This is a genomic window from Massilia eburnea (assembly GCF_050709955.1).
In the GTDB taxonomy this organism is placed as follows: Bacteria; Pseudomonadota; Gammaproteobacteria; order Burkholderiales; family Burkholderiaceae_D; genus Rugamonas; species Rugamonas eburnea_A.
Window position 1 is genome coordinate 25857 of the sequence record NZ_JBNZFX010000033.1, and the last position, 21910, is coordinate 47766.

The 21910-nt window shown below is 61.6% G+C and carries 20 protein-coding genes and 3 pseudogenes; 9 read left to right on the forward strand and 14 right to left on the reverse strand.

Features of this window, described 5'->3' with window-relative positions:
- Nucleotides 1-65: 65 nt before the first annotated feature.
- From ACQ4MM_RS20505 to ACQ4MM_RS20520, 4 genes and pseudogenes are all read right to left on the reverse strand, one after another.
- Nucleotides 66-832, reverse strand: a pseudogene (locus tag ACQ4MM_RS20505) (SDR family NAD(P)-dependent oxidoreductase).
- A gap of 32 nt (nucleotides 833-864) precedes the next feature.
- Nucleotides 865-1389 carry a TPM domain-containing protein gene (locus tag ACQ4MM_RS20510; RefSeq protein WP_431479091.1) on the reverse strand — a complete coding sequence of 175 codons (525 nt, stop codon included), beginning with the start codon at nucleotides 1387-1389 and terminating at the stop codon, nucleotides 865-867.
- Nucleotides 1389-2504 carry a TPM domain-containing protein gene (locus ACQ4MM_RS20515; protein WP_431479092.1) on the reverse strand — a complete coding sequence of 372 codons (1116 nt, stop codon included), beginning with the start codon at nucleotides 2502-2504 and terminating at the stop codon, nucleotides 1389-1391. Before ACQ4MM_RS20515 ends, ACQ4MM_RS20510 begins: the two co-directional genes overlap by 1 nt.
- Nucleotides 2505-2513: 9 nt before the next feature.
- Nucleotides 2514-3104 (reverse strand): LemA family protein, encoded by a 591-nt coding sequence (locus tag ACQ4MM_RS20520; protein ID WP_431479093.1) that lies wholly within the window; start codon nucleotides 3102-3104, stop codon nucleotides 2514-2516.
- 124 nt (nucleotides 3105-3228) lie between these two features.
- Between ACQ4MM_RS20520 and pyrF the strand changes: the two genes are divergently transcribed.
- Nucleotides 3229-4050, forward strand: coding sequence for an orotidine-5'-phosphate decarboxylase (pyrF, locus tag ACQ4MM_RS20525; protein ID WP_431479094.1), 822 nt, complete (start codon nucleotides 3229-3231; stop codon nucleotides 4048-4050).
- Nucleotides 4051-4094: 44 nt separating this feature from the next.
- Here pyrF and sbcB read toward each other — a convergent pair whose 3' ends face one another.
- Nucleotides 4095-5540 carry an exodeoxyribonuclease I gene (gene sbcB, locus ACQ4MM_RS20530; protein ID WP_431479095.1) on the reverse strand — a complete coding sequence of 482 codons (1446 nt, stop codon included), beginning with the start codon at nucleotides 5538-5540 and terminating at the stop codon, nucleotides 4095-4097.
- Nucleotides 5541-5590: 50 nt separating this feature from the next.
- Here sbcB and ACQ4MM_RS20535 point away from each other — a divergent pair, with 50 nt between their 5' ends.
- The gene (locus ACQ4MM_RS20535; protein WP_431479096.1) at nucleotides 5591-6151 is read left to right on the forward strand and encodes a DUF5610 domain-containing protein; all 561 of its coding nucleotides are present in this window, start codon (nucleotides 5591-5593) and stop codon (nucleotides 6149-6151) included.
- 76 nt (nucleotides 6152-6227) lie between these two features.
- Here the strand turns inward: ACQ4MM_RS20535 and ACQ4MM_RS20540 are convergent, their stop codons facing one another.
- Nucleotides 6228-7202 (reverse strand): GGDEF domain-containing protein, encoded by a 975-nt coding sequence (locus tag ACQ4MM_RS20540; RefSeq protein ID WP_431479097.1) that lies wholly within the window; start codon nucleotides 7200-7202, stop codon nucleotides 6228-6230.
- Between the two features lie 66 nt (nucleotides 7203-7268).
- Here ACQ4MM_RS20540 and ACQ4MM_RS20545 point away from each other — a divergent pair, with 66 nt between their 5' ends.
- Complete coding sequence (locus ACQ4MM_RS20545; RefSeq protein WP_431479098.1) at nucleotides 7269-8042, forward strand: helical backbone metal receptor; 774 nt, start codon at nucleotides 7269-7271, stop codon at nucleotides 8040-8042.
- 3 nt (nucleotides 8043-8045) lie between these two features.
- Here the strand turns inward: ACQ4MM_RS20545 and ACQ4MM_RS20550 are convergent, their stop codons facing one another.
- The 4 genes and pseudogenes from ACQ4MM_RS20550 to ACQ4MM_RS20565 form a co-directional block, all read right to left on the reverse strand.
- On the reverse strand, nucleotides 8046-8402 hold the full coding sequence (locus tag ACQ4MM_RS20550; RefSeq protein ID WP_431479099.1) for an HPF/RaiA family ribosome-associated protein: 357 nt from the start codon (nucleotides 8400-8402) through the stop codon (nucleotides 8046-8048).
- 54 nt (nucleotides 8403-8456) lie between these two features.
- A pseudogene (locus ACQ4MM_RS20555) lies at nucleotides 8457-9101 on the reverse strand (DUF1345 domain-containing protein).
- A 13-nt stretch (nucleotides 9102-9114) separates the two neighbouring features.
- Nucleotides 9115-10338: an MFS transporter gene (locus tag ACQ4MM_RS20560; RefSeq protein WP_431479100.1), complete on the reverse strand. Its 1224-nt coding sequence runs from the start codon at nucleotides 10336-10338 to the stop codon at nucleotides 9115-9117.
- A 67-nt stretch (nucleotides 10339-10405) separates the two neighbouring features.
- Complete coding sequence (locus ACQ4MM_RS20565; RefSeq protein ID WP_431479101.1) at nucleotides 10406-11431, reverse strand: CDP-6-deoxy-delta-3,4-glucoseen reductase; 1026 nt, start codon at nucleotides 11429-11431, stop codon at nucleotides 10406-10408.
- Nucleotides 11432-11443: 12 nt separating this feature from the next.
- Here ACQ4MM_RS20565 and ACQ4MM_RS20570 point away from each other — a divergent pair, with 12 nt between their 5' ends.
- Together ACQ4MM_RS20570 and ACQ4MM_RS20575 are read left to right on the forward strand one after the other, a co-directional pair.
- A complete protein-coding gene (locus tag ACQ4MM_RS20570; protein WP_431479102.1) occupies nucleotides 11444-12328 on the forward strand; it encodes an SDR family oxidoreductase in 885 nt (294 codons plus the stop codon).
- A gap of 482 nt (nucleotides 12329-12810) precedes the next feature.
- Nucleotides 12811-13053 carry a hypothetical protein gene (locus tag ACQ4MM_RS20575; protein WP_055936706.1) on the forward strand — a complete coding sequence of 81 codons (243 nt, stop codon included), beginning with the start codon at nucleotides 12811-12813 and terminating at the stop codon, nucleotides 13051-13053.
- Nucleotides 13054-13129: 76 nt separating this feature from the next.
- On the opposite strand, the gene ACQ4MM_RS20580 is transcribed toward ACQ4MM_RS20575, so the two are convergent.
- The 3 genes from ACQ4MM_RS20580 to ACQ4MM_RS20590 form a co-directional block, all read right to left on the reverse strand.
- Nucleotides 13130-14191, reverse strand: coding sequence for a glycine-rich domain-containing protein-like (locus tag ACQ4MM_RS20580; RefSeq protein WP_431479103.1), 1062 nt, complete (start codon nucleotides 14189-14191; stop codon nucleotides 13130-13132).
- A gap of 339 nt (nucleotides 14192-14530) precedes the next feature.
- Entirely contained in the window at nucleotides 14531-16315 is a 1785-nt protein-coding gene (locus tag ACQ4MM_RS20585) for a CHASE domain-containing protein (RefSeq protein WP_431479104.1), read from the reverse strand.
- A 120-nt stretch (nucleotides 16316-16435) separates the two neighbouring features.
- Nucleotides 16436-18196 carry a glutamine--tRNA ligase/YqeY domain fusion protein gene (locus ACQ4MM_RS20590; RefSeq protein ID WP_431479105.1) on the reverse strand — a complete coding sequence of 587 codons (1761 nt, stop codon included), beginning with the start codon at nucleotides 18194-18196 and terminating at the stop codon, nucleotides 16436-16438.
- A gap of 266 nt (nucleotides 18197-18462) precedes the next feature.
- Here ACQ4MM_RS20590 and ACQ4MM_RS20595 point away from each other — a divergent pair, with 266 nt between their 5' ends.
- The 4 genes from ACQ4MM_RS20595 to ACQ4MM_RS20610 are packed head-to-tail and all read left to right on the forward strand — an operon-like array spanning nucleotide 18463 to nucleotide 20930.
- Entirely contained in the window at nucleotides 18463-18756 is a 294-nt protein-coding gene (locus ACQ4MM_RS20595; RefSeq protein WP_055936718.1) for a DnaJ domain-containing protein, read from the forward strand.
- Between the two features lie 22 nt (nucleotides 18757-18778).
- On the forward strand, nucleotides 18779-19279 hold the full coding sequence (locus ACQ4MM_RS20600) for a hypothetical protein (RefSeq protein ID WP_431479106.1): 501 nt from the start codon (nucleotides 18779-18781) through the stop codon (nucleotides 19277-19279).
- Nucleotides 19280-19281: 2 nt separating this feature from the next.
- Nucleotides 19282-20058, forward strand: coding sequence for a hypothetical protein (locus tag ACQ4MM_RS20605; RefSeq protein ID WP_431479107.1), 777 nt, complete (start codon nucleotides 19282-19284; stop codon nucleotides 20056-20058).
- A complete protein-coding gene (locus ACQ4MM_RS20610; RefSeq protein WP_431479108.1) occupies nucleotides 20058-20930 on the forward strand; it encodes a hypothetical protein in 873 nt (290 codons plus the stop codon). The genes ACQ4MM_RS20605 and ACQ4MM_RS20610 overlap by 1 nt, the downstream gene beginning before the upstream one ends.
- Before the next feature lie 216 nt (nucleotides 20931-21146).
- Here the strand turns inward: ACQ4MM_RS20610 and ACQ4MM_RS20615 are convergent.
- Nucleotides 21147-21878: pseudogene (locus ACQ4MM_RS20615) on the reverse strand (LysR family transcriptional regulator); the annotation flags it as partial.
- Nucleotides 21879-21910 lie beyond the last annotated feature (32 nt).

The following is a 21910-nucleotide window of genomic DNA, read 5'->3' on the forward strand; positions in this document are numbered from 1 at the left end:
ATGGTGCAGCGCCGCATATCAGTCCAATTTTTGTTTTCGATAATCGTTATTCAGATTTCGTATAACTATTCTTTAACTGGTACAACGTAGTTCAGCGCCATGCGGCCACCATCAACGAAAAGCGTCTGCCCGGTCATGTAGCTGGCGTCGTCGCTAGCGAGGAAAGCGCATATCGAAGCGACTTCTTCCGGCTCCCCGCAACGCCCCAAAGGAGTGCGCGACAAAATGGTGCGTTTGGCTTCCGGGCTGGCCAGGACCGCCTGTTTTGCCAGTTCGGTCAGGATGGTGCCGGGCCCAATGCCGTTGACACGGATGCCATATGGGGCCAGGTTCAGCGACATGACCTTGGTCAGTTGATTGACGCCGCCTTTCGACACCACGTACGGCACCTGGTCCGGGATCGCCAGTTCCGAGTTCACGCTTGACATATTGATAATGCAACCGCTCTGCTGCTTGACCATTTCGCGCGCCACTGCCTGGCCGCACAGGAACATGGATTTCAGGTTGATGCCAAGCACGCGGTCGAAGTCGTCTTCCGCCAGGTCAAGAAAGCTGCATTTGTGGGGTCACGCCCGCGTTGTTGACGAGGATGTCGTATGCGGCCGAAAGCGGCCAGGGTGGCAGCGACCAGCGCGTCCACGTCGGCTTTCTGGCTGACGTCCGCAGCGAAAAAGCGGGCCTGGTCACCCAGTGCTTCGGCCGCCTGGGCGCCTTCCGGCTTGATGTCCACCAGCATGACCTTGGCCCCTTCGGTAATCAGGCGCTGGGCGCAGGCCAGGCCGATGCCCTGGGTTGCGCCGGTGACGATGGCGACTCTATTCGTTAGTTTCATATTGCTTCCGCGGTTCGGTTAGGAAGCCTATTTTAGAGGATGAGCGCGTCGTTGGGCAGTTGGTTGGGGCGCTTGCCGTCGGCAGGGTAGTGGCGCGTCAACAGTGTGTTGAGCTGCTCCAGCGCGGACAGGGTAGGGGCGTGGTAATCGCCCTGGGCGAAGCCGGTGGTCATGGTGCGGCAGATGGTTTGCCATTCGGTGTCGGCAACCAGTTTGCCGACGTGGCGGTCGGCCACGATATCCACTTCGCGCGCGGCGAGGTTGATGTAGATGAGGACTCCGCAGTTTTCTTCAGTATCCCAGACGCCGTATTGGGCGAACAGCGCAAGGGCGCGCTGGCGGTTGCTGACGTTATTGTAGGCGGAACGGGCGTCCAGGCCTGGCTCCACGATCAGGCGGACTTCAGCGCGGTGGCGTTGTTCGCCAAGCGTGATGGCCTGTTCGATCGCCTGCAGCGTGGCGGGAGGGAAGGCGCGTTTGCCGGCGCCGGTGCCGCTCACCATGTGGCGCCAGGCGCGCTGGCAGCGGCCGAAGAAGGAGGTCGCTTGGGTTGTCATTACCAGTCTCCCGAGGCGCCGCCGCCATCGAAGCTGCCGCCCCCGCCACTGAAGCCGCCACCGCCGCCGAAACTGCCGCCACCGCCCCAGCTTGCGCCGCCGTTGCCGCGATTTGCGGCGGCACTCAAGGCGTTGCCCAGCGCAGCGCCAATCAGCACGCCCGTCGCATCCGATCCCCAGCCGCCACGCCGCAAGCCACGGCGCGAACCGCCGCGCATCATCGGCAGGATGACGAAGACACCGAATAACAGCAAGGGCACCAGCCAGCCAGCGGACCAGCCGCCGCTTTGGCCGTCATGCGAGCCGCTACGGGAGCGCGCATCCGCGCTGGAGCCGCCGCTGCCAGGGATGCCGCCTGCCCCCGCCGCGTCCGCCATGCTGCCCATGCCGCCCACGCCGCCGCTGCCAGCTGGCGCGCCGCCGGCCGCTGCGCCCGGCGCGGCAGGGAAGTGTTCCTTATCGAGCAAGGTAGCGATCGAACTCACGCCCGCCGCCAGCCCGCCATAAAAGTCCCCTTGCCGAAAATGCGGTGCAATCACGTCCTGCAAAACGCGTTTCGACTGGGCATCCGTCAGCGTCCCCTGGACGCCGCGGCCAGCCTCGATTCGCAACCGGCGCAGCGAGGACGGGTTATCCTTGGCCACCACCAGCAGCACGCCATCGTCCACGCCTTTGCGTCCCAGCTTCCACGCATCCGCCACGCGAATGCTGTACTGCTCGATCGCCTCCGGCGCCGTGGACGGCACCAGCAGGATGGCAATCTGGCTGCCCGACTTGCGCTCGTAGTCGGCAAGCACGCCATCAAGGGCTGAGCGCTGCTGCGCCGTCAGCATTCCCGCCTGGTCGGTCACGCGGGCCGCATGCGCCGGCACGGCGACGAAGCCATCGGCCGCGCGGGCGCCAGTCACGACGAGAATCAGCAGCGCAAGGATCGCCAGCCCGATCACCACCCTTAGCCACGGTGAGCCAGGCAGGATATTCCAGCGCCGCGCATTTTCAATCAGCCCGCCAGTGCGCCGCGCCAGGTCGCGATCCCGCAGCGGGTCGCTCAATCGATCCTCATCGCGGCTGGAAGCCTTGCCGCCACCGCGCGTTTTCCGTGGTGTGGTCGCCATTGCGACTCCTTACTTCTTGTTGAAGTCCACCGTTGGAGCGGTTGAAATGGATTTCTCGTTCTCGACGGTGAAGCTTGGTTTCACGTCATAGCCGAACATCTTCGCCGTCAGGTTGGTGGGGAAGCGCCGCGCCAGGATATTGAAGTCCTGTACCGACGCGATATAACGCTGACGTGCCACGGTGATGCGGTTCTCCGTGCCCTCGAGCTGTGATTGCAGGTCGCGGAAACTGGCGTCCGCCTTCAGGTCGGGATATTTTTCTGCCACCACCATCAGCCGCGACAAGGCACTGCTCAACTCACCCTGCACCTGCTGGAACTTCTGCAGCGCACCTGGATTGTTCAGCACTTCGGGCGTCACCTGCATGCTGGTGGCCGAAGCGCGCGCCTTGGTCACCGCCTCCAGTGTTTCGCGCTCGTGCGAGGCATAGCCCTTGACCGTATTGACCAGGTTCGGGATCAGGTCGGCCCGCCGCTGGTACTGGTTGACCACCTCGCCCCACTGGGCCTTGACCGCCTCGTCCTTGGCCTGGAAATCGTTGTAACCGCAGCCGGACAAGAGAATCGTTGCCAACACACCCACTGCCAGAAAGTTTCGCATTCTTCGCTCCTTGGAACGTATTATCGAAATATACACGCAATCGGCCGGCGGCCATGTGCGGCAGTGCACACACGCCGCCCGTTATAATGTAGGGTTTGCAACGCAAAGAATAAAGAGGCCCGCTGTGACATTTATCGAAAAATTATCCGCTGCCTGGGCAGCCAACGATTCCCTGCTGTGCGTTGGCCTGGATCCGGATATGGCGCGCCTGCCAGCGCAATTCCAGAACAACCCGCAAGGTATTTACCAGTTCTGCACTGCGATTATCGACGCTACCGCCGACCTGGCATGCTCGTTCAAGCCGCAGATCGCCTACTTCGCGGCGCTGGGCGCGGAAGACCAGCTTGAAAAGATCTGCGCCTACGCCAAACAGAACTACCCGCACATTCCGATGATCCTGGACGCCAAGCGCGGCGACATCGGCGCCACCGCCAAGCAGTATGCACGTGAAGCTTACGACCGTTATGGCGCCGATGCGGTGACCGTGAATCCATACATGGGTTTCGACTCCGTCGAGCCTTACATGGAATGGAGCGACCGCGGCGTGATCATCCTGTGCCGCACCTCGAATGCGGGCGGTTCGGACCTGCAATTCCTGAAGGTGGATGGCAAGCCGCTGTACCAGCACGTCGCCAAGCTGGTGGCGGAGAAGTGGAATGCCAACGGCCAGTGCGCACTGGTGGTTGGTGCGACCTTCCCTGAGGAACTGGCTCAGGTGCGTGGGATTGTGGGCGATATGCCGCTGCTGGTGCCTGGAATCGGTGCGCAGGGCGGAGATATTCAAGCGACCGTCAAGGCTGGCCGTACCTACAACGGCACCGGCATGATGATCAATTCTTCGCGCGCGATCCTGTACGCGACGCCGCAAGGCGGGGAAGATTTTGCCGCCGCTGCACGCCGCGTGGCGCAGGAGACGCGCGACGCGATCAACGCGCATCGCGCTTAAAACCGGTAAATCTGGGTCAGACCCAAGGGTCTGACCCGACGGGTTCAGTAGCGCTCCGGCGCAATCATCTCCACATAGTCATACAAGGCAGCCAGCACCTCCTGCCCCGGTTCGTCGGTCTCCGCCCCCAGCCGATCCAGCTCCGAGAACAACTCATCGACAGTGCGAGCCCCGCCGGCGCCCTCAAACAAGCGCGCCGCACGATGCTGCTCCCAATGCTCATGCTCCTCCTCGGACAAAGTCTGGGGGAAGTTCCGTGCGCGATAGCGGAACAGCAGCTCGCCCAAGCGGTCATCCTGGAAATGCGGTGAGGCCGACGCCAGCTTGGCCGGCGGCTCGCGCCGCAGCGACTCCAGCAAGCGCTTATCGCCATTGCTGACAAAGCCGCCGTACAAATCCTCGTCCACGTCCGCCGGCTCGGCGACTGGCCGCCAGAACACCTGGTCCCAGATTGCCGACATATCCGGCCCCGCCGCAGCCCGCGCCGCATGGACATGCGCCGTCTCGAGGTCCAGCCCCCAGCGCTGCGCCAATTCCGGCCGCAGCGTCTTCAGGTTCGACACCAGCATCGGTGACTTGTTCAGGTGGATGCTCTTGATCGGCAAGCGCGTCATCCCTTCCGGCATTGCATCAGCGCGCGTGAACATACGGGTGCGGATGGTCTCCGCATCCAGCGCGAACAGCTCCTGCGGGTCATACGAGCAATCCCACGCCAGCAGTTCATTCTTGTTGGACGGATGCGGCGCCAGCGGCCACACCAGCGCCAGGCAGCCGCGTTCCGCCGGGAACATGCCCGACACGTGCAGGAAAGGCTGGCGCAGCTCGCGCGCCAGGTGCAGGCCGATCTCCTCCGCCACGCGGTCTTTCTTGTGCAAGGCCAGGCAGAAATCGAACAATTTCGGATGCTTCTGGCGGATCAGGCGAGCCAGCGCGATGGTGGCGCGCACGTCCGACAGCGCATCGTGCGCCGCCTCGTGCACCAGGCCATTGGCCTTGGTCAAATGCTCAAGCTTGAAGCTCGGTTTACCGCTATCATTAAGTGGCCACTCAATACCCTCGGGGCGCAACGCATAGGTCATCCGCACCACATCCAGCAAATCCCAACGCCCGCACTGGTTTTGCCACTCGCGCGCATACGGGTCGATCAAGTTACGCCAGAACAAAAAGCGCGTCACTTCATCGTCAAAACGGATAGTGTTGTAGCCTACGCCTATGGTGCCAGGCTCCGAAAAGGCCTTCTCGACAGTTGCTGCGAACTTATACTCCGGCACACCCTGCTGCAAAGCTTGCTGTGGGGTAATACCGGTAATCAGGCAGGCGACCGGGTCAGGCAGGAAATCGTTGGCTGGTTGGCAGAACATCATGATCGGCTCGCCGATTTCGTTCAGCTCAGCGTCGGTACGGATAGCGGCAAACTGGGCAGGGCGGTCACGGCGTGGCACGGCGCCGAAAGTTTCGTAGTCATGCCACAGGAAGGTATGGTTACTCATGGTGCAAATGTTGGTTCTCGTTATCGAATGCTGAGGCAAGGAGGACTGTTGTGTCAAATTCCATTTCCGTCAATACCCGTGCCACGCCCGCCACGGCGAGTAATGACACGGCCATTTCGGCGTCCACCCGCGCCAAGATGCAGCTAAACGTGTCGATCCTGCAGGAATCGGCCTCGGTTTCGCTGAATTCCGAGAACGACCCGCTGGCGCTGGTCTACAAATCGGCAATCACCTCGATCAACGAGCAGCTTCAGGCCGATTTCGGCCCGGATGCGATCCAGAACGCCAGCGGCCAGGACAATTCGCCGGAAGGCACGGCCGGGCGCATTGTATCGCTATCGACCGCCTTCTTCAGCGCTTTCCAGCAACAGCATTCCGGGTTGGAGGGCGACGACGCCCTGAACCGCTTCATGGACACGATCAAGGGCGGAATCGAAAAAGGCTTCAAGGAAGCGCGCGATATCCTGCAGGGCTTGAAGGTACTGGGCGGCGACATCGCCTCCAACATCGACAAGACTTACGAGCTGGTGCAAAAAGGCCTGGATGCCTTCGCTTCAAATCAACGGCAAGCCTCGTCCACCGACGAAGCCCAGAGCGGTAAAGTAGCATAACAAAAGTCGGGGTCAGCTCCGGCAATCGGACATTCGCGTAGCGCGAATGTCCGATTGCCGGAGCTGACCCCGACTTTCACTTTGAGATCTCGACGCGGTTGCGGCCGGATGCCTTGGCGCGGTAGAGGGCTGTGTCGGCGGCGGCAATCAGGGCGGTTTCGTCCTGGGCCGGTCCTAAGGCGGCGACGCCGAAGGAGCTGGTGATGTGGGGCAGCGGCAGGCGCAGGTCGCTGAAGACAACCGCTTCGCGCATGCGCTGGCACAGGCGGCCTGCGACCGCTTCGGCAACCTGCACATTGGTGTCGGGCAGCACCACCATCATTTCTTCTCCGCCGTAGCGTACTGCGAAGTCGGTTGGCCGCAGGGCGCCGGTCAGCACTTGCGCGGCGGTGCGCAGGGCTTCGTCGCCTTGCAGGTGGCCGTAGCTGTCGTTGAATTTCTTGAAGTGGTCGATGTCGAGCATGATCAGCGATAGCTGCTGGCCGGTGGCCTGGGCGCTGGCGATCAGTTGCGGCAGGAAGTCGTTCAGCCAGGCGCGGTTGTACAGGCCCGTCAGGCCGTCCACCATCGATAGCTGGCGATAGAATTCGCCCAGCTTTTGCCGGCGCCGCAACTGCGCGTTGGCGGCGCGGATGCGGAAGGAAAGCATGCGCAGCAGGTTACGGGCAACGCCGTTGGCGGCGTCAATCAGTTCCCAGGCCAGTTCCGACTCGATCACCAGCAATTCGCTTTGCTCCAGCGCGGTCATGGTGGCCTGGTTTGCTTCTTCGTCGAGCACGGCCTGTTCGCCGACACTTTCGCCGGGCAGCACTTTGCTGATGGTGGTGCCGTCGGACATGCCGGTGCTCATGTCCGCTGCGACGGACAAGGCTCCGCGCAGCACAATGTAGAGGCGGGCGCGCTGTGGATCTGCGAGCACTTCGCCTTGTTCGACCCGCACGATCGGGCAGTCTTTCAGCAACGGTGCGATGCGCAGGCTGTCGGCGCCGCGGAATAGTTGCAAGGCCTGGATCTGGTAGGCGGCTGCGCCGAAGGTGCCAATCGGTTTCAAGATTAACTTTCTTACTACGATATCAACAGGTGTTAATGATAGCCTAAGTGTGGTTCAATATCCCCCATGACTTTTACCGACATCCTCGGCCAGCAACATGCGGCCGCTCCAGGCGCGCGTATCGTTTCGCTGGTGCCTTCGATTACCGAGCTTCTTTGCGACCTGGGCCTGGCAACGCAACTGGTCGGCCGTACCGGCTTCTGCATCCATCCTGCAGACACGGTGCGCGATATCCCGAAGGTGGGCGGTACCAAGGACGTCAACATCGAGAAGATCCGCAAGCTGGCACCAACCCACCTGGTGGTGAACATCGACGAGAACGAAAAGCCTACGGTCGACAAGCTGGCTGAATTTGTGCCGAATATCGTGGTCACGCATCCGGTCGAGCCGCGCGATAACCTGGCGCTGGTGCAGTTGATGGGCGGCGTGTTCTGCGCCCAGCAACGCGCGGACGCGTGGTGCAGCGAGTTCGAACGCGAACTGGCGCAAGTGCAGGCGGGCCGTCCACAGCGCGTGCTGTACTGCATCTGGAAAGATCCGTGGATGACGGTCTCACGCGAGACCTATATCGCCCGCATGCTGGCGCTGATCGGCTGGTCGGTGCCCGAGATCGGCGAGGTGCGCTATCCGAGCTTCCAATGGAGCGATGCGCTGGTGCAGGATGTGGACCAGGTGCTGCTATCGTCCGAGCCGTACCGCTTCACGGAAGAGCACGTGGACGCGCTGGAGCGCCAGATCGGCAAGCCGGTGCAGTTGGTCGATGGGGAAATGATGTCCTGGTACGGCAGCCGTGCCCTGCAAGGTATCCGATACCTGAAAGGCCTGGCCGCCGGAAGCTAGGGGTTATTCCTCAGCTTCTTCAAAGTTGGGCTGCGAGGTGTGGCGTTTGCTATCGCTCAGGCGGCCCAATGCGCTTTCGATAGCTCGTTGCAGCTTGTCTGCTGCGCCGTTGATGGATTGATGCAGGGTTGCGTCGTGGTCGGTGACGGCAATCGGCTGGTAGCCGTTGACGCGTGCCTCGATCATGCAGCGGATATCTCCGTCAGAGGACTTTTTTGCATTGCCTTCGCTGAGGTGGACGTCGACGCGTCCGATGTGCTCGCCGAACCGGTGGAGTGCAGTCTTGACCACTTCCTTCACATGGTCTTCCAGGCCTGCTGTACGTTCGATGGTTTTGTCGGTGTTCACACTGATTTGCATATGCTGCTCCCGTTTGTTAACCAAAACGTGTTGCCACGCGATTTCATCTTACTCCTACATCAGCGAAGCCGCCATATTCACAAATAAACCCAGGATAAGAAGATTGAAGAAGAAGCTCAGCACGGATTGGCCGAGCACCAGCTTGCGCAGGGAGGACGATTGCACGGCTACGTCCGAGGTCTGGGCGGCGACCGCAATCGTAAAGGAGAAGTAAAGGAAGTCCCAATAGTCCGGCTGGCTTTCGCCGCCCGGGAAGGAAAGTGGGCGCTGGCGTCCTTCGCCGTTGTAATACAAGTGGGCGTAATGGAAGCAGAACAGGGTGCCGACCAGGAACTAGGAGCCTACCAGGGTCAGCACCACGAAGGCGTAGTGCAAGCCGCGTTCACTGGCCGGCATATCGCGCAGGCTGGCCAGTTCGCTGCTGATGGCGATCATGCTGGCGACCGTGGCGACAACCAGGCTGGCCAGGATGGTCGCGGCCCGTTCATCCTGGCGCGCGGCGATGCGCTTCACTTCGCGATGGTCGGCGCGCATCATCATCCAGCCGACGGTAATCAGGTACGTCCAGACCGCGATGTCCCATGCCGACAGCAGGCGCACCAGCGGCTTCCAGTGCGAAGGCAGGAATACGCCGGCCAGCGCGCCGACCGCGATCGCGGCGCTCAGGTGGGGCCGGCTTCGAACGATGTGGTAGCTCATGTGGCCAATCTTACTACTTGCCGTGATGGGGGAAGCGGTCCATGCGCGACAGGACAGGGAAGCGCCAAGCCCAGATGCCTGTCACGGCAAGGGTGGCGACGCCGCCGAAGATCACTGCGCGCGTGAGACCCAGCCAACCCGCGGTGACGCCGGATTCGAATTCACCGAGTTCGTTGGAAGCTCCGATGAAGACGGCATTCACCGCACTGACACGGCCGCGGATTTCATCGGGTGTTTCGAATTGCACCAGCAGGTGACGTACATACACGCTGATCATGTCGCCGGCGCCAAGCACCAGCAGGCAGGCCAGGGCGATGACAAAGCTGTCGGTGAAGCCGACGATGACGGTGCACACGCCAAAGACCGCAACGCCGCCGAACATCCAGGCGCCGACGCGGCGGGTGATCGGCCAGAACGCCAGTGCAATCGAGGTGATCGCCGCTCCGGCGCCAGGCGCGGTGCGCAGCAGGCCAAGGCCGGTGGGGCCAACGTGCAGCACGTCGTGCGCAAGTGCCGGCAGCAATGCGGTCACGCCGCCGAACAGCACGGCGAACAGGTCGAGCGAAATCGCGCCCAGCATGATGGGGCGCGACAAGACGAAGCGCAGGCCTTCCAGCACGCTATGCCAGGTGGCGGGCTCCTTGCGCGTGGCTTGTGGCGCTGGGCGGGTGAGCGTCATCAGCACCACGGCCAGCAGCAACATGAGCGAGGTGACGGTGTACACCGTGGCGGGGCCGTAGATGTACAGCAGGCCGCCCAAGGTTGGGCCGAGAATCACGGCGACCTGGAAGGTGGAACTGGAGAGCGCCACGGCGCGGCTGAAATCTTCGGTGGGCACCATGTTCACCAGTACCGCCTGCGTGGCGGGACTCATGAAAGCGCGAGCGCTACCATACAGCACCAGCACGGCGAAGATCGGCCATACGGCACTGAAGCCGCTGTGCGTGTAGCCAAGCAGCGCCAGCCCGCACACCAGCTGCGCGCCGAGGCAGGTGGCGATGATGTTGCGGCGGTTGTAGCGGTCGGCCGCGTGGCCGGCGTACAGGATCAGCAGCAGGAAGGGCGCGAATTGCGCCAGGCCGATCATGCCCAGGTAGTACAGGTTCTTGGTCTGTGCATAGACTTGCCAGCCGATGGCGACGTTCTGCATCTGCACGGCGATGGTGCCGAGCAGGCGGGCTGACAGGTAGAAGGCGAAATTGCGGTGGCGGAGGACGGAGAAGCCGTTGGATGACATACGTTTGCGTGCTTGGGAGAGCCGTGGAGCGCTGCGCGCCCCACGGCACGCAGCGCGGGGAAAGGACTTAAGGTTGCTGGAGGTCTGCTTCGGAAGTGAAGGCGTCCGCGTAGAACTCTTCTTCCGGCAGCTTGCAATCCTTGACGAAATCGCGCTTGGCCGATTCGACGACGATCGGGGCGCCGCAGGCGTAGACCTGGTACCCCGACATGTCCGGCAGGTCGTCGATCACGGCCTGGTGGACGAAGCCGGTACGGCCGCTCCAATTTTCCTCAGGCAGGGCGTCGGACACCACCGGAACGTAGTTAAAGTTCGGCAGCTCTTGCGCCCATTGGCGGCACAGCGCGTCCATGTACAAGTCCTGCGGGCGGCGGCCACCCCAGTACAGTGTCATCGGGCGTTGCGAGCCGCTGGCGCGTTCGTGTTCGACAATCGCCTTGATCGGCGCGAAGCCGGTGCCCGATGCCAGCAGCACCATCGGCTTGTCGGAATCGTCGCGCACGAAGAAAGTGCCCAACGGGCCTTCGAAGCGCAGGATGTCGCGCTCTTTCATGGTGCTGAACACCTGGTCGGTGAACAGGCCGCCCGGCATGTGGCGGATGTGCAGGGTGAGCGCGCCGCCTTCCGGTGCGGTGGCGATCGAGTAAGCGCGGCGCTTGCCGTCGCGCAGCAGGAATTCGACGTATTGGCCGGCCTTGTACTGGAAGGTTTCGTTGGCCGGCAGTTGCAGGGTCAGCACCATGACGTCCGGCGCCATCTTCTCCAGCGCGTTGACGCGAGTCGGCATTTTCTTGATCGGGAATTCGCCGCTGCCCACCACTTCGCGCGCTTGCAGCACCAGGTCGGAATGCGGAATCGCGCAGCAGAACAGGGACATGCCGGCCGCTTCCTCTTCCTCGCTCAACGCGCGGCGCTGGTGCGCCTTGTGGCTGACGGAGCCCGACACCACCTTGCCTTTGCAGGAGCTGCAGGCGCCATTCTTGCAGCCATATGGCAGGCCGACACCGGCACGCATGGCCGCGGCCAGCACGGTTTCGTCGTCTTCGCAGATGAATTGGTGGCCGCTAGGCTGAACAGTAATTTGGAAAGACATACAATCTTAATTATGGAAATCAGTAAAAAATTCAACAAGCCACGCCTGCTGGTCATTGGTTGCGGCGATGTGGGCATGCGTTTGCTGCCTTTGGTGCGCGCGCATTACCGCGTATTTGCCGTGACCAGCCAGCGCGAGCGTTTCGCCGAATTGCGTGCGGCGGGCGCCGTGCCGCTGCTGGCCAACCTGGACCAGCCCGAGTCGCTGCGTCGCCTGGCCGGGCTGGCGCACCATGTCGTGCACCTGGCTCCACCGCCGGGCGAGGGTGTGCTGGATCGGCGCACCCGCAATGTGACCGCCATTTTACCTGACCGGGCGCAAGTGGTTTATGTGAGCACCACTGGCGTGTATGGCGATCTGGGCGGGCGCTGGGCCGACGAAACCCAGCCTGTTGCGCCTCGCAATGCGCGCGCCCTGCGGCGGGTTGATGCGGAACAGGTCATGCGGGCCTGGGCGCGCCGCGCGCAGGGACGGCTGGCTATCCTGCGCGTGCCGGGAATCTATGCGGAAGACCGCCTGCCGCTCAAGCGCCTGGAGCAGGGCACCCCCGCGCTGCGCGCGGAAGATGATGTATTCACCAACCATATCCATGCCGATGATCTCGCGCGTGTTGTTTTGGCGGCCCTCCGCAAAGGAGTTTGTAACCGTGTGTATCACGCAGTGGATGACACGGAACTCAAAATGGGAGACTATTTCGACATGGTGGCCGATCATTTTGGCTTGCCGCGCCCACCCCGCCTGGATCGCGCAGCATTGGCGCAGGCCGTGGCGCCAACTCTGTTGTCTTTCATGTCGGAGTCGCGCAGGCTGGCGAACCGGCGCTTGAAGGAGGAGTTGCAGGTACGGCTGCAATACCCCGATGTTGCAGCCGCCTTGAGATGCATCAAGCGCCTGTGATGCTGCTGGCGCTATCTTGTGCCAATGTCCGCCAAGGAGGGCGCCATGTATAGCCATCCCACCAAGGAGCAAGTCCGTGTCTACCTGGCCCAGCGCGGCCATGCCCACCTACCCCCGCCTTCACCTGAGGAAATCAGGCGCCGCCTGGACTGGCGTTCGGAGTACACCCCAATGCCAGCGGCCCTGATGTACCTGCCTCCCGCCTTGGCCTGGATTACGTTCGCCTGGCTCTGTTTTCCATTTACTTTAGCAACAAAAGACTAGAAGTAGTCTTTTTGTTAAACTATATGAATTCCTAGCACAGCTTTGCGCGCTAGAATCTATCAAAATCTCACGGCGTTAAGCGAACGGCAATTAAACGGTGTATGATACCGTCCGTGTGCCGAAAATTGCGTCAATAACGGCTTTTTCTGGCGCTCTTTGTCGAAAATTCCGCCAATAATTTTGTTGCGACCGCGCAACACATTGAAAAAGTATTAGTCATGAGCTCTCTGAAAGAAATTACTGCTTCGTCGTCTTACAATCCGAACCGCGTCCTGGACGCCATCATTGAAAAGCTGCAGCTGAAAAATGACGCAGCCCTGTCCCGTGCGTTGGAAGTTGCTCCGCCTGTGATCAGCAAGATCCGCCACAACACCCTGCCGATCGGCGCGACCATCCTGATCCGCATGCACGAGATCAGCGATTTCAGCATCCGCGAACTGCGCGATCTGATGGCGCACTAAGCTTTCGTTCGGACGTAAAAAAACGGCCGCCCCTGTTAGCAGGTGCGGCCGTTTTTATTGGTGCGCTCGGTCAGGCTCAGGCGCTTGCCAGGCGAGGGCGGGCGGTATAGAACAGCGATTGCGATGCTGCCTGGGCTTCGGCGCTGACGCGGCCGGAGTAGGCGGTTTGCGCACCCGCTGCAACGCGGCCGGAGTAAGCGGTTTGCGCTTCAGCGGCGACACGGCCGGAGTACGCGGTTTTCGCCTCAGTTGCGACACGGCCGGAGTACGCGGTTTTCGCTTCTGCCGTTACACGGCCCGAGTAGGCAGTCTTTGCTTCGGCAGCCACGCGGCCGGAGTAAGCGACTTGCGGTGCGGCCTCGGCAGCCACGCGGCCGGAGTAAGCGACTTGCGGTGCGGCCTCGGCGGCTACGCGGCCGGAGTAAGCCACTTGCGGCGAGGCTTCAGCAGCTACGCGGCCGGAGTAGGCAACTTGCGGTGCGGCGTTCGACGCAACGCGGCCCGAGTAGGCCACCGCGACACGGCCGGAGTAGGCAACCTGCGGTGCGGCTTCGGCAGCGACACGGCCTGAGTAAGCTACTTGCGGAGCAGCTTCGGCAGCGACACGGCCCGAGTAAGCCACTTGCGGTGCCGCCTCCGCAGCGACGCGACCCGAGTAGGCTACTTGCGGTCCGGTTTCGGCAGCGACGCGGCCCGAGTACGCGACTTGTGCACCAGCTTCAGCGGCAACGCGGCCCGAGTAAGCCACCGCGCTACGGAAGTAATCTTCGCCGAAGGTTTCTTCATACAGTTCCTTCATGCGATTGCCCACGCGTTCGTGTGCTTCTTCGTCACCTTCGCCGCGCAGGCCGATGTATGGGAAGTGGTGCAGGTAGTAGCCGAACACATTCTCGCAGTCGATGAAGTATTTCATCGTATCGAGGATGTGGTAGTGCCAGAAGATGTCCACGTCCATCAGCGGAGCAGTCTGCTCGTTAGGGAACGTTTTCATCAGGTACAGGAAGCGGCGGTATTCGAATTCGGTTGCATTGACCTTTTCCAGCGACCAGCCTTCGCCAGATTCCACGTGCATCAGTTTTACCTTGATAGGTTCCAGGTCCAGATCGGCAATAGCCTTGAAGCTTTCAGCAGAAATCATGAGTGACAATCCCTTTAAAAGTGAGCGAATTTAAAACTGACTGAGAGAGAGAAGACGCCGTTCTTGGGGGCTGGTGTGGTGGTGCCAGGCATCTGGTGTGTTCGGAGTTGGGAACACAGATGTTGATGTAGATCAACTAGCTCAAGTATAGACATCGCCCCCGGCAATGCAAGTAACAATTTAGGTGTGCGCGGCATAAACAACACATGGGAACATCCTTTCAAATCAATAGTTTGTCGCGCGATCAAATGTTACAAATGCATTTTTGCTGAGCCGTGGAAAGGGAGTTTAATCTGCATCAACATCGGCAGATAATGTCCTAGCAAGTGGTAAAAATGCCTAAGCGCTGAGGCGCAGGTCGTCGGCAGGGGCGACGCGGTAGCCAACAGGCACCGCAATGCTGACCGTGGTGCCGCCGTGCGGAAGGCTGTTGATCGAACAGTTCCCGCCAAGCAGGCTGATGCGCTCCTCGATGCCGACCAAGCCGAATGAGCCGGCTTTATGGCGGCAGGCGGTATTGATGCCGATGCCGTTGTCGCTGATGGTCATGCGCAGCATGCCATGCAACTGCAGCAGTTCGACGCGCACCACGGTGGCCGATGCGTGCTGATGGATATTGCTGAGCGATTCCTGCAGCACGCGGAAGAAAGCGGTTGCGCAATGGTCATCGACACCATGGTCGGCCACTGCGCCTTCAACGAATTCGCACTTGATGCCGGAGCGCAGGCGGAACTGGGCGATCTGCCATTCGACAGCCGCCGACAGGCCGAGGTCCAGCACATTCGGCCGCAAGTCGTTGATGATCTGGCGTACGCTGCGGATGGTGTTGTCGATCTGGTGCAGAGTAGCCCGCGCTCGCGCATGCAGCCGCGGGTGGGTTTTCTCGGTGCGCGTGGCCAGGATGTCGGCCTCAATGCGCAAGGCCAGCAGGTTCTGGCCCAGGTCATCGTGGATCTCGCGCGCGATGCGTTTGCGCTCTTCTTCCTTGATGTGGTCCGCGTGCGCGGCGAGGCGGCGCAGCCGGTGATGCGACAGTTGCAGCCTTGCCTGGCTGTCGCGCAACTCGCGCGTCATGGCGCGCGCCAGCTTCACGGCGCGGCGGCGCGACGAGGCCAGTGTGATAAACAGTGCATAAATCAGCACGCTGGCACCGAAACCCATGCTGCCCGCCAGCGCGGGCAGGTACTGGTCAAAGTTCGAATACAGTGCGCGCTTGGGCACGCTGAACTGGGCATGCCAGGTGCGGCCATGGAACTGTACCGGCAATTCGGTGACGAAATGGTCGCTGTCCGCGGCTGGCATGGTGGGCTGGCTGTCGAACAGCAGGGTAGGTGGCCTGCCGACGCTGCTGCTGTCGCGCAAGGCCACGCGCACGGCACGTACCGGCATTTCGCCGAGTGCCGCGCCAACCAGGCGTGGCACGCTGAATCCCAGGCCTACCGAACCAATGCAGGCCTGGCGCCGTTCCGCATCGGTGGTAATTGGCATGCCGTTACGGTAAATCGGAATACGCATGGCCATGCCGACGTGGCTTGGTGCGCTGCGCAGCGGGATGGGTTGGCCGGAGCTGCTCATGGCGCCCTGGTCGCGAGCGGTAAACAGCGCCTGCGCCACGCCTGGCCTGGCCGCGATATCAAGGCCGTAGCGGTCGCCAAAGCCTTCCAGTGGCTCGATCAGGCTCAGTACTGCATATTCGGCCCGCTTTCCCGCCGGGTGGACTCGATAGGCAGGGTAGAGGTTGTCGGTGAGCTGGCGCTGGCGGGCTTCTGCTGCCGGACGCTGGGCATCAGTGTAGTACTCGGCGAAGTTGATGTTGTCGATTGCCGGGTAGTTTTGTTCGAGGTCCAGTCCTTGCACGTAGCGGTGAAAGGTTTCCCGGGTGACTTCGCCGCCCGCCTGGAAATAGCTGGCGGCGGCGCGCAAGACATCGGTGTAGGCCTTGATGCTGGCATTGACATTGAACTGCGTGTTGCGGGCCTGGTTATGGAAGCGCGCACGTGCTTCACTGTCGACGGAGCGGGTGGCGACCGTATACAGCCCCAAGCCCACGCCCAGCGACAGCGCACCCCCCACCCACCACAAGGGCTTCGAGGGCGAAAACAGGCTGAGTTGTAGGCGTGTCATTGCCCGACTATAAGAATTTCCATGCTTCAAGGTCAAGTTGCAAAAACGCCACTTTGATTGAAATCAAACTAACAATAAAAAACCGCCCGAAGGCGGCTTTTTTGTCACAGTCCTGGTCAGTTATTTTGCCCAGCTGTCTTTCAGTGTGACGATGCGGTTGAAGACCGGCTTGCCAGGTTGCGACAGCACGCGGTCTGCCACGAAATAGCCATGGCGCTCGAACTGATAGCGCTGCTCGGCGGCGGCATCCTTCAGGCCTGGCTCCAGGTAGGCCGTCACGATTTCCAGCGCTTTCGGGTTCAGGAATTCCTTGAAGTCCTTGCCGCCTGCATCCGGCTTCTCTTCGGTGAACAGGCGGTCGTACAGGCGCACTTCCGCTTCCAGGGCCGCCTCGGCGCTGACCCAGGTGATATTGCCTTTCACCTTATAGGTGTCGGCGCCCGGGGTGCCGGACTTGGAATCTTCGAAGTACTTCACGCGCACCGCGGTGACCTTGCCGTTTTCATCCTTGTCAAAGCCGGTGCATTCGGCCACGAAGCCGTATTTCAGGCGCACGCGGGCGCCAGGCTGGTCGCCGGACGGAGGGGTGAAGCGGAAGTAGCCCTTGGTCGGCACTTCCATGAAGTCGTCTTCTTCGATCCACAGCTCACGCGTGAACGGGAAGGTGCGATGGCCCATTTCAGGGTGGTGCGGGTGGACCGGCGAGGTGCACTCGACCGACTGGCCTTCCGGGAAGTTTTCGACGATCAGCTTCAGTGGACGCAGCACGGCGATAGCGCGCGGTGCCTTCGGGTCTAGGTCTTCACGCACGGCGCCTTCCAGCACGCCGAAGTCGATCCAGCCGTCGGATTTGGTCACGCCGGTGCGTTCGCACATCAACTGGATGCCTTCCGGGGTGAAGCCGCGGCGGCGCATGCCGGCCATGGTTGGCAGGCGCGGATCGTCCCAGCCGTCGACGATGCCTTCTTCCACCATCTGGCGCAGCTTGCGCTTGGAGGTGACGATATAGGTCAGGTTCAGGCGCGCAAACTCATACTGGTGCGGCACCGGCTTGGCGAAGAAGCCGCCTTCCGACAGTGTTTCCAGCAGCCAGTCGTAGAATGGGCGATGGTCCTGGAATTCCAGGGTGCAGATCGAATGGGTGATGTTTTCCAGCGCGTCCGAGATCGGGTGCGTGTAGTCGTACATCGGGTAGATGCACCAGTCGTCACCGGTCCGGTGGTGGTGGGCATGGCGGATACGGTAGAGCGCCGGGTCGCGCATATTCATGTTCGGCGAGGACATGGCATCTTCGCTGATCTTGGCGCGCAGTGCGTGCTCACCGTCCTTGTATTTGCCCGCCTTCATGTCGCGGAACAGCTGCAGGTTTTCTTCCACCGAGCGGTTGCGGAATGGCGAGTTGGTGCCCGCCGCGCCAAAACCGCCGCGCGTGTTCTTCATTTCCTGGGCGCTCTGGCTATCGACGTAGGCCTTGCCGGCCTTGATCAGGTATTCGGCCATTTCATACAGCTTGCCGAAGTAGTCGGAGGCGTAATACAGGTGGTCGCCGGCGCCTACCGGACCTTTGTAGCTCCAATCGAAACCGAGCCAGCGCACGCTGTCGATAATGGAGTCGACGTATTCCTGTTCTTCTTTTTCAGGGTTGGTGTCGTCAAAGCGCAGGTGGCAACGGCCGCCGAAATCGCGCGCCAGGCCGAAGTTGGTGTAGATGGATTTGGCGTGGCCGACGTGCAGGTAGCCGTTTGGCTCCGGCGGGAAGCGGGTAATGACCGGCGGCAGGCCTTCGCGGGTATGCGCACCGGAGGCCAGGTCGGCTTCAACGATATTGCGCAGGAAATTCGGCGCTGGGGCCGGGGCGGCAGTTTTTTTGTCGTTGCTCATGTATGTTTTGGTTTAAAACCGGTAAACCAGGGTCAGACCCAAGGGTCTGACCCCAGTATGCTGAAGCCGCCGGTTGGGGTTGTGCGTCGTTGATCTTCGTCGAAAGTCAAAGGCCCTAAACCATAACCCCGGCGCTTGAGTAGACGGGGTCAGACCCTTGGGTCTGACCCTGGTTTACCGGTTTCAGCAGTGAAGTTCAGCGTAAACAGGGCATTTTATAGGATAATTCGTCCTTACGCGTTTAAAAACCGGCCCGGAGTTGCTTTATGGAAAATTTATATAATGTGCTCGGTGTCGCGCCTAATGCCTCTGACGAGGAAATCAAGAAGGTCTATCGTTCCCTGGCCATGCGTTTCCACCCGGACCGCAACCAGGAGCCGGGCGCCGACGCCCGCTTCAAGGCTATCGTCAAAGCTTACGAAGTGTTGTCCGACCCTGAAAAACGGGAAGAATACAACCAGAGTGTGCACCACCGCATCATCATCGACCCGGAAGCGGAAGCCTACCAGCAGTGGCGTTCCGTTTTCAGCGTCAACGGCGTAACGATCCCCGCCGCCTGAATCAACAGAAAGACAGCAGCAAATGAGAAAAGTACACCCAGAGTTCGCCTACCAGGCGCGCGAACTGGAAGGGCAGATCGAGGGCATCCTCGGCGATCCGCCTGACCACAAGAACTACAAGAAAATGGTTGAAGCCCTGCGCACCGAATACCTGAACGGCGGCGGCATCGACGATTTGAACATGATGGCTTTCGCCCTGGTGGACGTGATTGAATTCCACGACCCGAAGGCAGCGTTTGCCGACGCCGAAGACTTTGAATACGGCGACCCGGCCCGCGTGTTTGGCGCAGCCTCCTGCCCGAAAGCGGAAGGCTTGCTGGAAGCGCTGGAAGAGAACCACCCCGACCTGGCGCGCCAGGCCATCATCACCGCGTTGTTGCATAAGCATCCGCGCATGTGGGACGACGAGGACACTTCGCTCGACCGCCTCGCTGAAGGCGACGAAGGCGATGATGAAGACGATTACACGGATGATGTCGCCACCGACGACTTCACCGGCATCTTTGACCAGCAGGAGGATTGAGCATGACCGACAAGAATCTGCCAGCCATTCGCAAGCAGGTCACCGAACTCGTTCTGGCGGGCTCCCTGGAGCACGCCGAACGCGCTTTTGCCGAAGCAGCGGACACCCATGGCGACCTGGCCGTGGTCGAAGTGCTGCAGGAGCTGCCGCCGCACGTGACGGCGCTGCACATGTCCGGTTTCGACGGCGGCAAGATGTCGCTGGCGACCCTGCTGGTGCCGCCGAAGCAGTGGGCCGAAAGCCTGGCTTACCTGGCTGCCACGTGGCCGGACGACATGATCGAAGACGATCCTGAGCGCATCGCCGAATCGCTGTTCGCCCATATCCACGGCGTGGTGTTCGGCACCGAAGACGAAGAGCGCCGCGTCGAGCTGCTGAAGGAGGCCTCGGCCACCGACTGGGGCTGCACCGCATTTGCGATCCTGTTCTCGCTGGCGCCGAAAGAAGTACTGGAAGTGGCCGGCGAGGTGATCTCCAAAGGCGCCTACCTGACCGGCCAGACCGCGTCGGACAACGACATCGTGCCGGTCGCCGTCGCTCTGGCGCAAGCCAATGAAGATGGCTGGGACCGCGCGCTGTTCGAACTGTTCCCGGAGTTCCGCCACAGCGCCGACCTGGCCGACGCCGAATTCAGCGACGATCCGGACGAAGAGCCGGAGCACCTGCAGCGCTCGACCAAAGAGTTGCTGTACCGCCTGCGCAAGCAAGTGCCGACCACCCGCAGTGGCACCGGCCGCGAACGCGCACGCCGCTCGATCGGTACGGGAATCTTCGGCTGATGCTACCCGCACTCGTCAAAGAAAGCCTGCCGCGACTGACCCGCGCCATCAAACTGCTGCCTGGCGACGACCGCGAAGATGCGGCCGTCATCCTGGCCGAAGAATTGAGCGGCATCACGGCCATGGTCGCGGACAAGTTCACCAACAACCGCACGGCGGACGGCATCCAGAGGGCGGTCAACCTGACCGTCGGCGGCGTGTCGCTCGGCCTGGAGCAGCTGCTGACCGTCGATTCCGACGAGCTGGCGCTGGACTTCCTGGTGGAGCAGGGCGCCGAGCTGGCCTTCCAGGCGGGCTTCGTCCAGCTGAAAGACCTGGCGGCGATGCCGGAAGATACGCTGATCGGTGAATACGACAGCGACCCGATGTACGCACAGCGTCGCCTGCGCGACCTGTTCTTCGACATCTGCTTCACCGAGCCTGGCGCCAACTGGGATGGGCCCGCCAAATACCAGACCCAGTTGAAGCAGCGCCAGGAAGTGCAGGCCGTGGTGCGGCTGGCGAACTGGCTGCGCCGCCATAACCAGGAAGGCGCCATCAAGGACCCTGACCTGAACGCGGAGGGCGTGATCGCGCTGGCGATCATCTTCGCGGTGGAAGGCGGCGGCCGCATCGTCGCGCGCACCGGCCAGAAAGAGTTCGAGCGTTTCGTCAAGGCCGTACGTAAGGCCAAGCCGGATTACGAAGCAGGCTGGGAAGCGCTGGTCGCAGCGATCCCGGAGCAGCATCGTCCTGTGCTGTTGAACCGCATCGACCTGTATCGCCGCAGTTGCACCGTGCTGCAAAAACTGCCAGGCCGCTTTGCAATGAAGACGCTGTGGACCGAGCTGGAAAACTACGCCGGCTCCGAGCTCGACGCCGACTACGACTAAAACCCCGGCCACCGTCGGTCGAGCAGGCGGGTCAGACCCTTGGGTCTGACCCAGTCTTACCGGTTCTCTTCGAGCGCCACCCTGACAAACGCCTCCACCAGCGCCCCGCCATCGGCCCGCCGTTGCGCCAGTTGCAGCGAAGTGACCGCCCCCGCCATCATCCAGCGGACGAAACACCACGCCCTCCAAATGCATCGACTGGAACGGCGAGGGCAGCACCGACACCCCAATCCCCGCCGCAACCAGCCCGATAATGGTTGCCGCCTCACCCGCTTCCATGGCCACCTGGGGCACAAAGCCTGCCGCCCGGCACATGCCCAGGATAGCGTGATTGATGCCCACCCCGGACTCCTTCGGATACATCACCCACGGAAGTTCCGCCAGGTCCGCCACCTTGATCTTGCGCTTACGCGCCAGAGGCGAATCGCTGGCAAGCACCAGCAACAGCGCATCCCGGCGCAGGGTAGTCAGCGCCAAATGCTCCGGCAACGCCACTTCCGGAGGACGCACAAAACCAAGATCAATCTTGCGCGCCTCCAGGGCGTCAATCTGGTGCAGCGTCGTCATCTCATGCAAGGTGAGCGCAACATCCGGATAAAGCTGGCGGTAACGGCGAATAGTGCGCGCAAACAGCGGTGTGAAAGGCGTGGAAAACGTAAAGCCCACACGCAGTTCGCCAGCCTCGCCACGCTGCGCCCGGCGCGCCCGTTCCGCAGCACGCTCGGACTGCGCAAGGATGGCCCGCGCATCTTCGAGAAACAGCTTGCCAGCCTCGGTCAATCGCACCCAGCGCTTGCTGCGATCGAACAGGCGCGCGCCCACTTCCGCTTCCAGAGCCTGGATTTGCTGCGACAGGGGCGGTTGGCCGATATGCAGCCGTTCGGCCGCGCGAGTGAAGCTCAGCTCCTCGGCTACGGCCACGAAATAGCGCAGGTGACGCAATTCCATAATATTTAGAAGCGATTAATAACGCCTCAAAT

Coding starts and splice junctions, on each gene's coding strand:
- ACQ4MM_RS20560 (WP_431479100.1), bottom strand. CDS start 10,338: ATGTCATCCAACGGCTTCTCCGTCCTCCGCCACCGCAATTTCGCCTTC.
- ACQ4MM_RS20590 (WP_431479105.1), bottom strand. CDS start 18,196: ATGAGCAACGACAAAAAAACTGCCGCCCCGGCCCCAGCGCCGAATTTC.
- ACQ4MM_RS20510 (WP_431479091.1), bottom strand. CDS start 1,389: ATGACAACCCAAGCGACCTCCTTCTTCGGCCGCTGCCAGCGCGCCTGG.
- sbcB (WP_431479095.1), bottom strand. CDS start 5,540: ATGAGTAACCATACCTTCCTGTGGCATGACTACGAAACTTTCGGCGCC.
- ACQ4MM_RS20580 (WP_431479103.1), bottom strand. CDS start 14,191: ATGATTTCTGCTGAAAGCTTCAAGGCTATTGCCGATCTGGACCTGGAA.
- ACQ4MM_RS20570 (WP_431479102.1), top strand. CDS start 11,444: ATGGAAATCAGTAAAAAATTCAACAAGCCACGCCTGCTGGTCATTGGT.
- ACQ4MM_RS20575 (WP_055936706.1), top strand. CDS start 12,811: ATGAGCTCTCTGAAAGAAATTACTGCTTCGTCGTCTTACAATCCGAAC.
- ACQ4MM_RS20585 (WP_431479104.1), bottom strand. CDS start 16,315: ATGACACGCCTACAACTCAGCCTGTTTTCGCCCTCGAAGCCCTTGTGG.
- ACQ4MM_RS20550 (WP_431479099.1), bottom strand. CDS start 8,402: ATGCAAATCAGTGTGAACACCGACAAAACCATCGAACGTACAGCAGGC.
- ACQ4MM_RS20565 (WP_431479101.1), bottom strand. CDS start 11,431: ATGTCTTTCCAAATTACTGTTCAGCCTAGCGGCCACCAATTCATCTGC.
- ACQ4MM_RS20515 (WP_431479092.1), bottom strand. CDS start 2,504: ATGGCGACCACACCACGGAAAACGCGCGGTGGCGGCAAGGCTTCCAGC.
- ACQ4MM_RS20545 (WP_431479098.1), top strand. CDS start 7,269: ATGACTTTTACCGACATCCTCGGCCAGCAACATGCGGCCGCTCCAGGC.
- ACQ4MM_RS20610 (WP_431479108.1), top strand. CDS start 20,058: ATGCTACCCGCACTCGTCAAAGAAAGCCTGCCGCGACTGACCCGCGCC.
- ACQ4MM_RS20600 (WP_431479106.1), top strand. CDS start 18,779: ATGAGAAAAGTACACCCAGAGTTCGCCTACCAGGCGCGCGAACTGGAA.
- ACQ4MM_RS20520 (WP_431479093.1), bottom strand. CDS start 3,104: ATGCGAAACTTTCTGGCAGTGGGTGTGTTGGCAACGATTCTCTTGTCC.
- ACQ4MM_RS20605 (WP_431479107.1), top strand. CDS start 19,282: ATGACCGACAAGAATCTGCCAGCCATTCGCAAGCAGGTCACCGAACTC.
- ACQ4MM_RS20595 (WP_055936718.1), top strand. CDS start 18,463: ATGGAAAATTTATATAATGTGCTCGGTGTCGCGCCTAATGCCTCTGAC.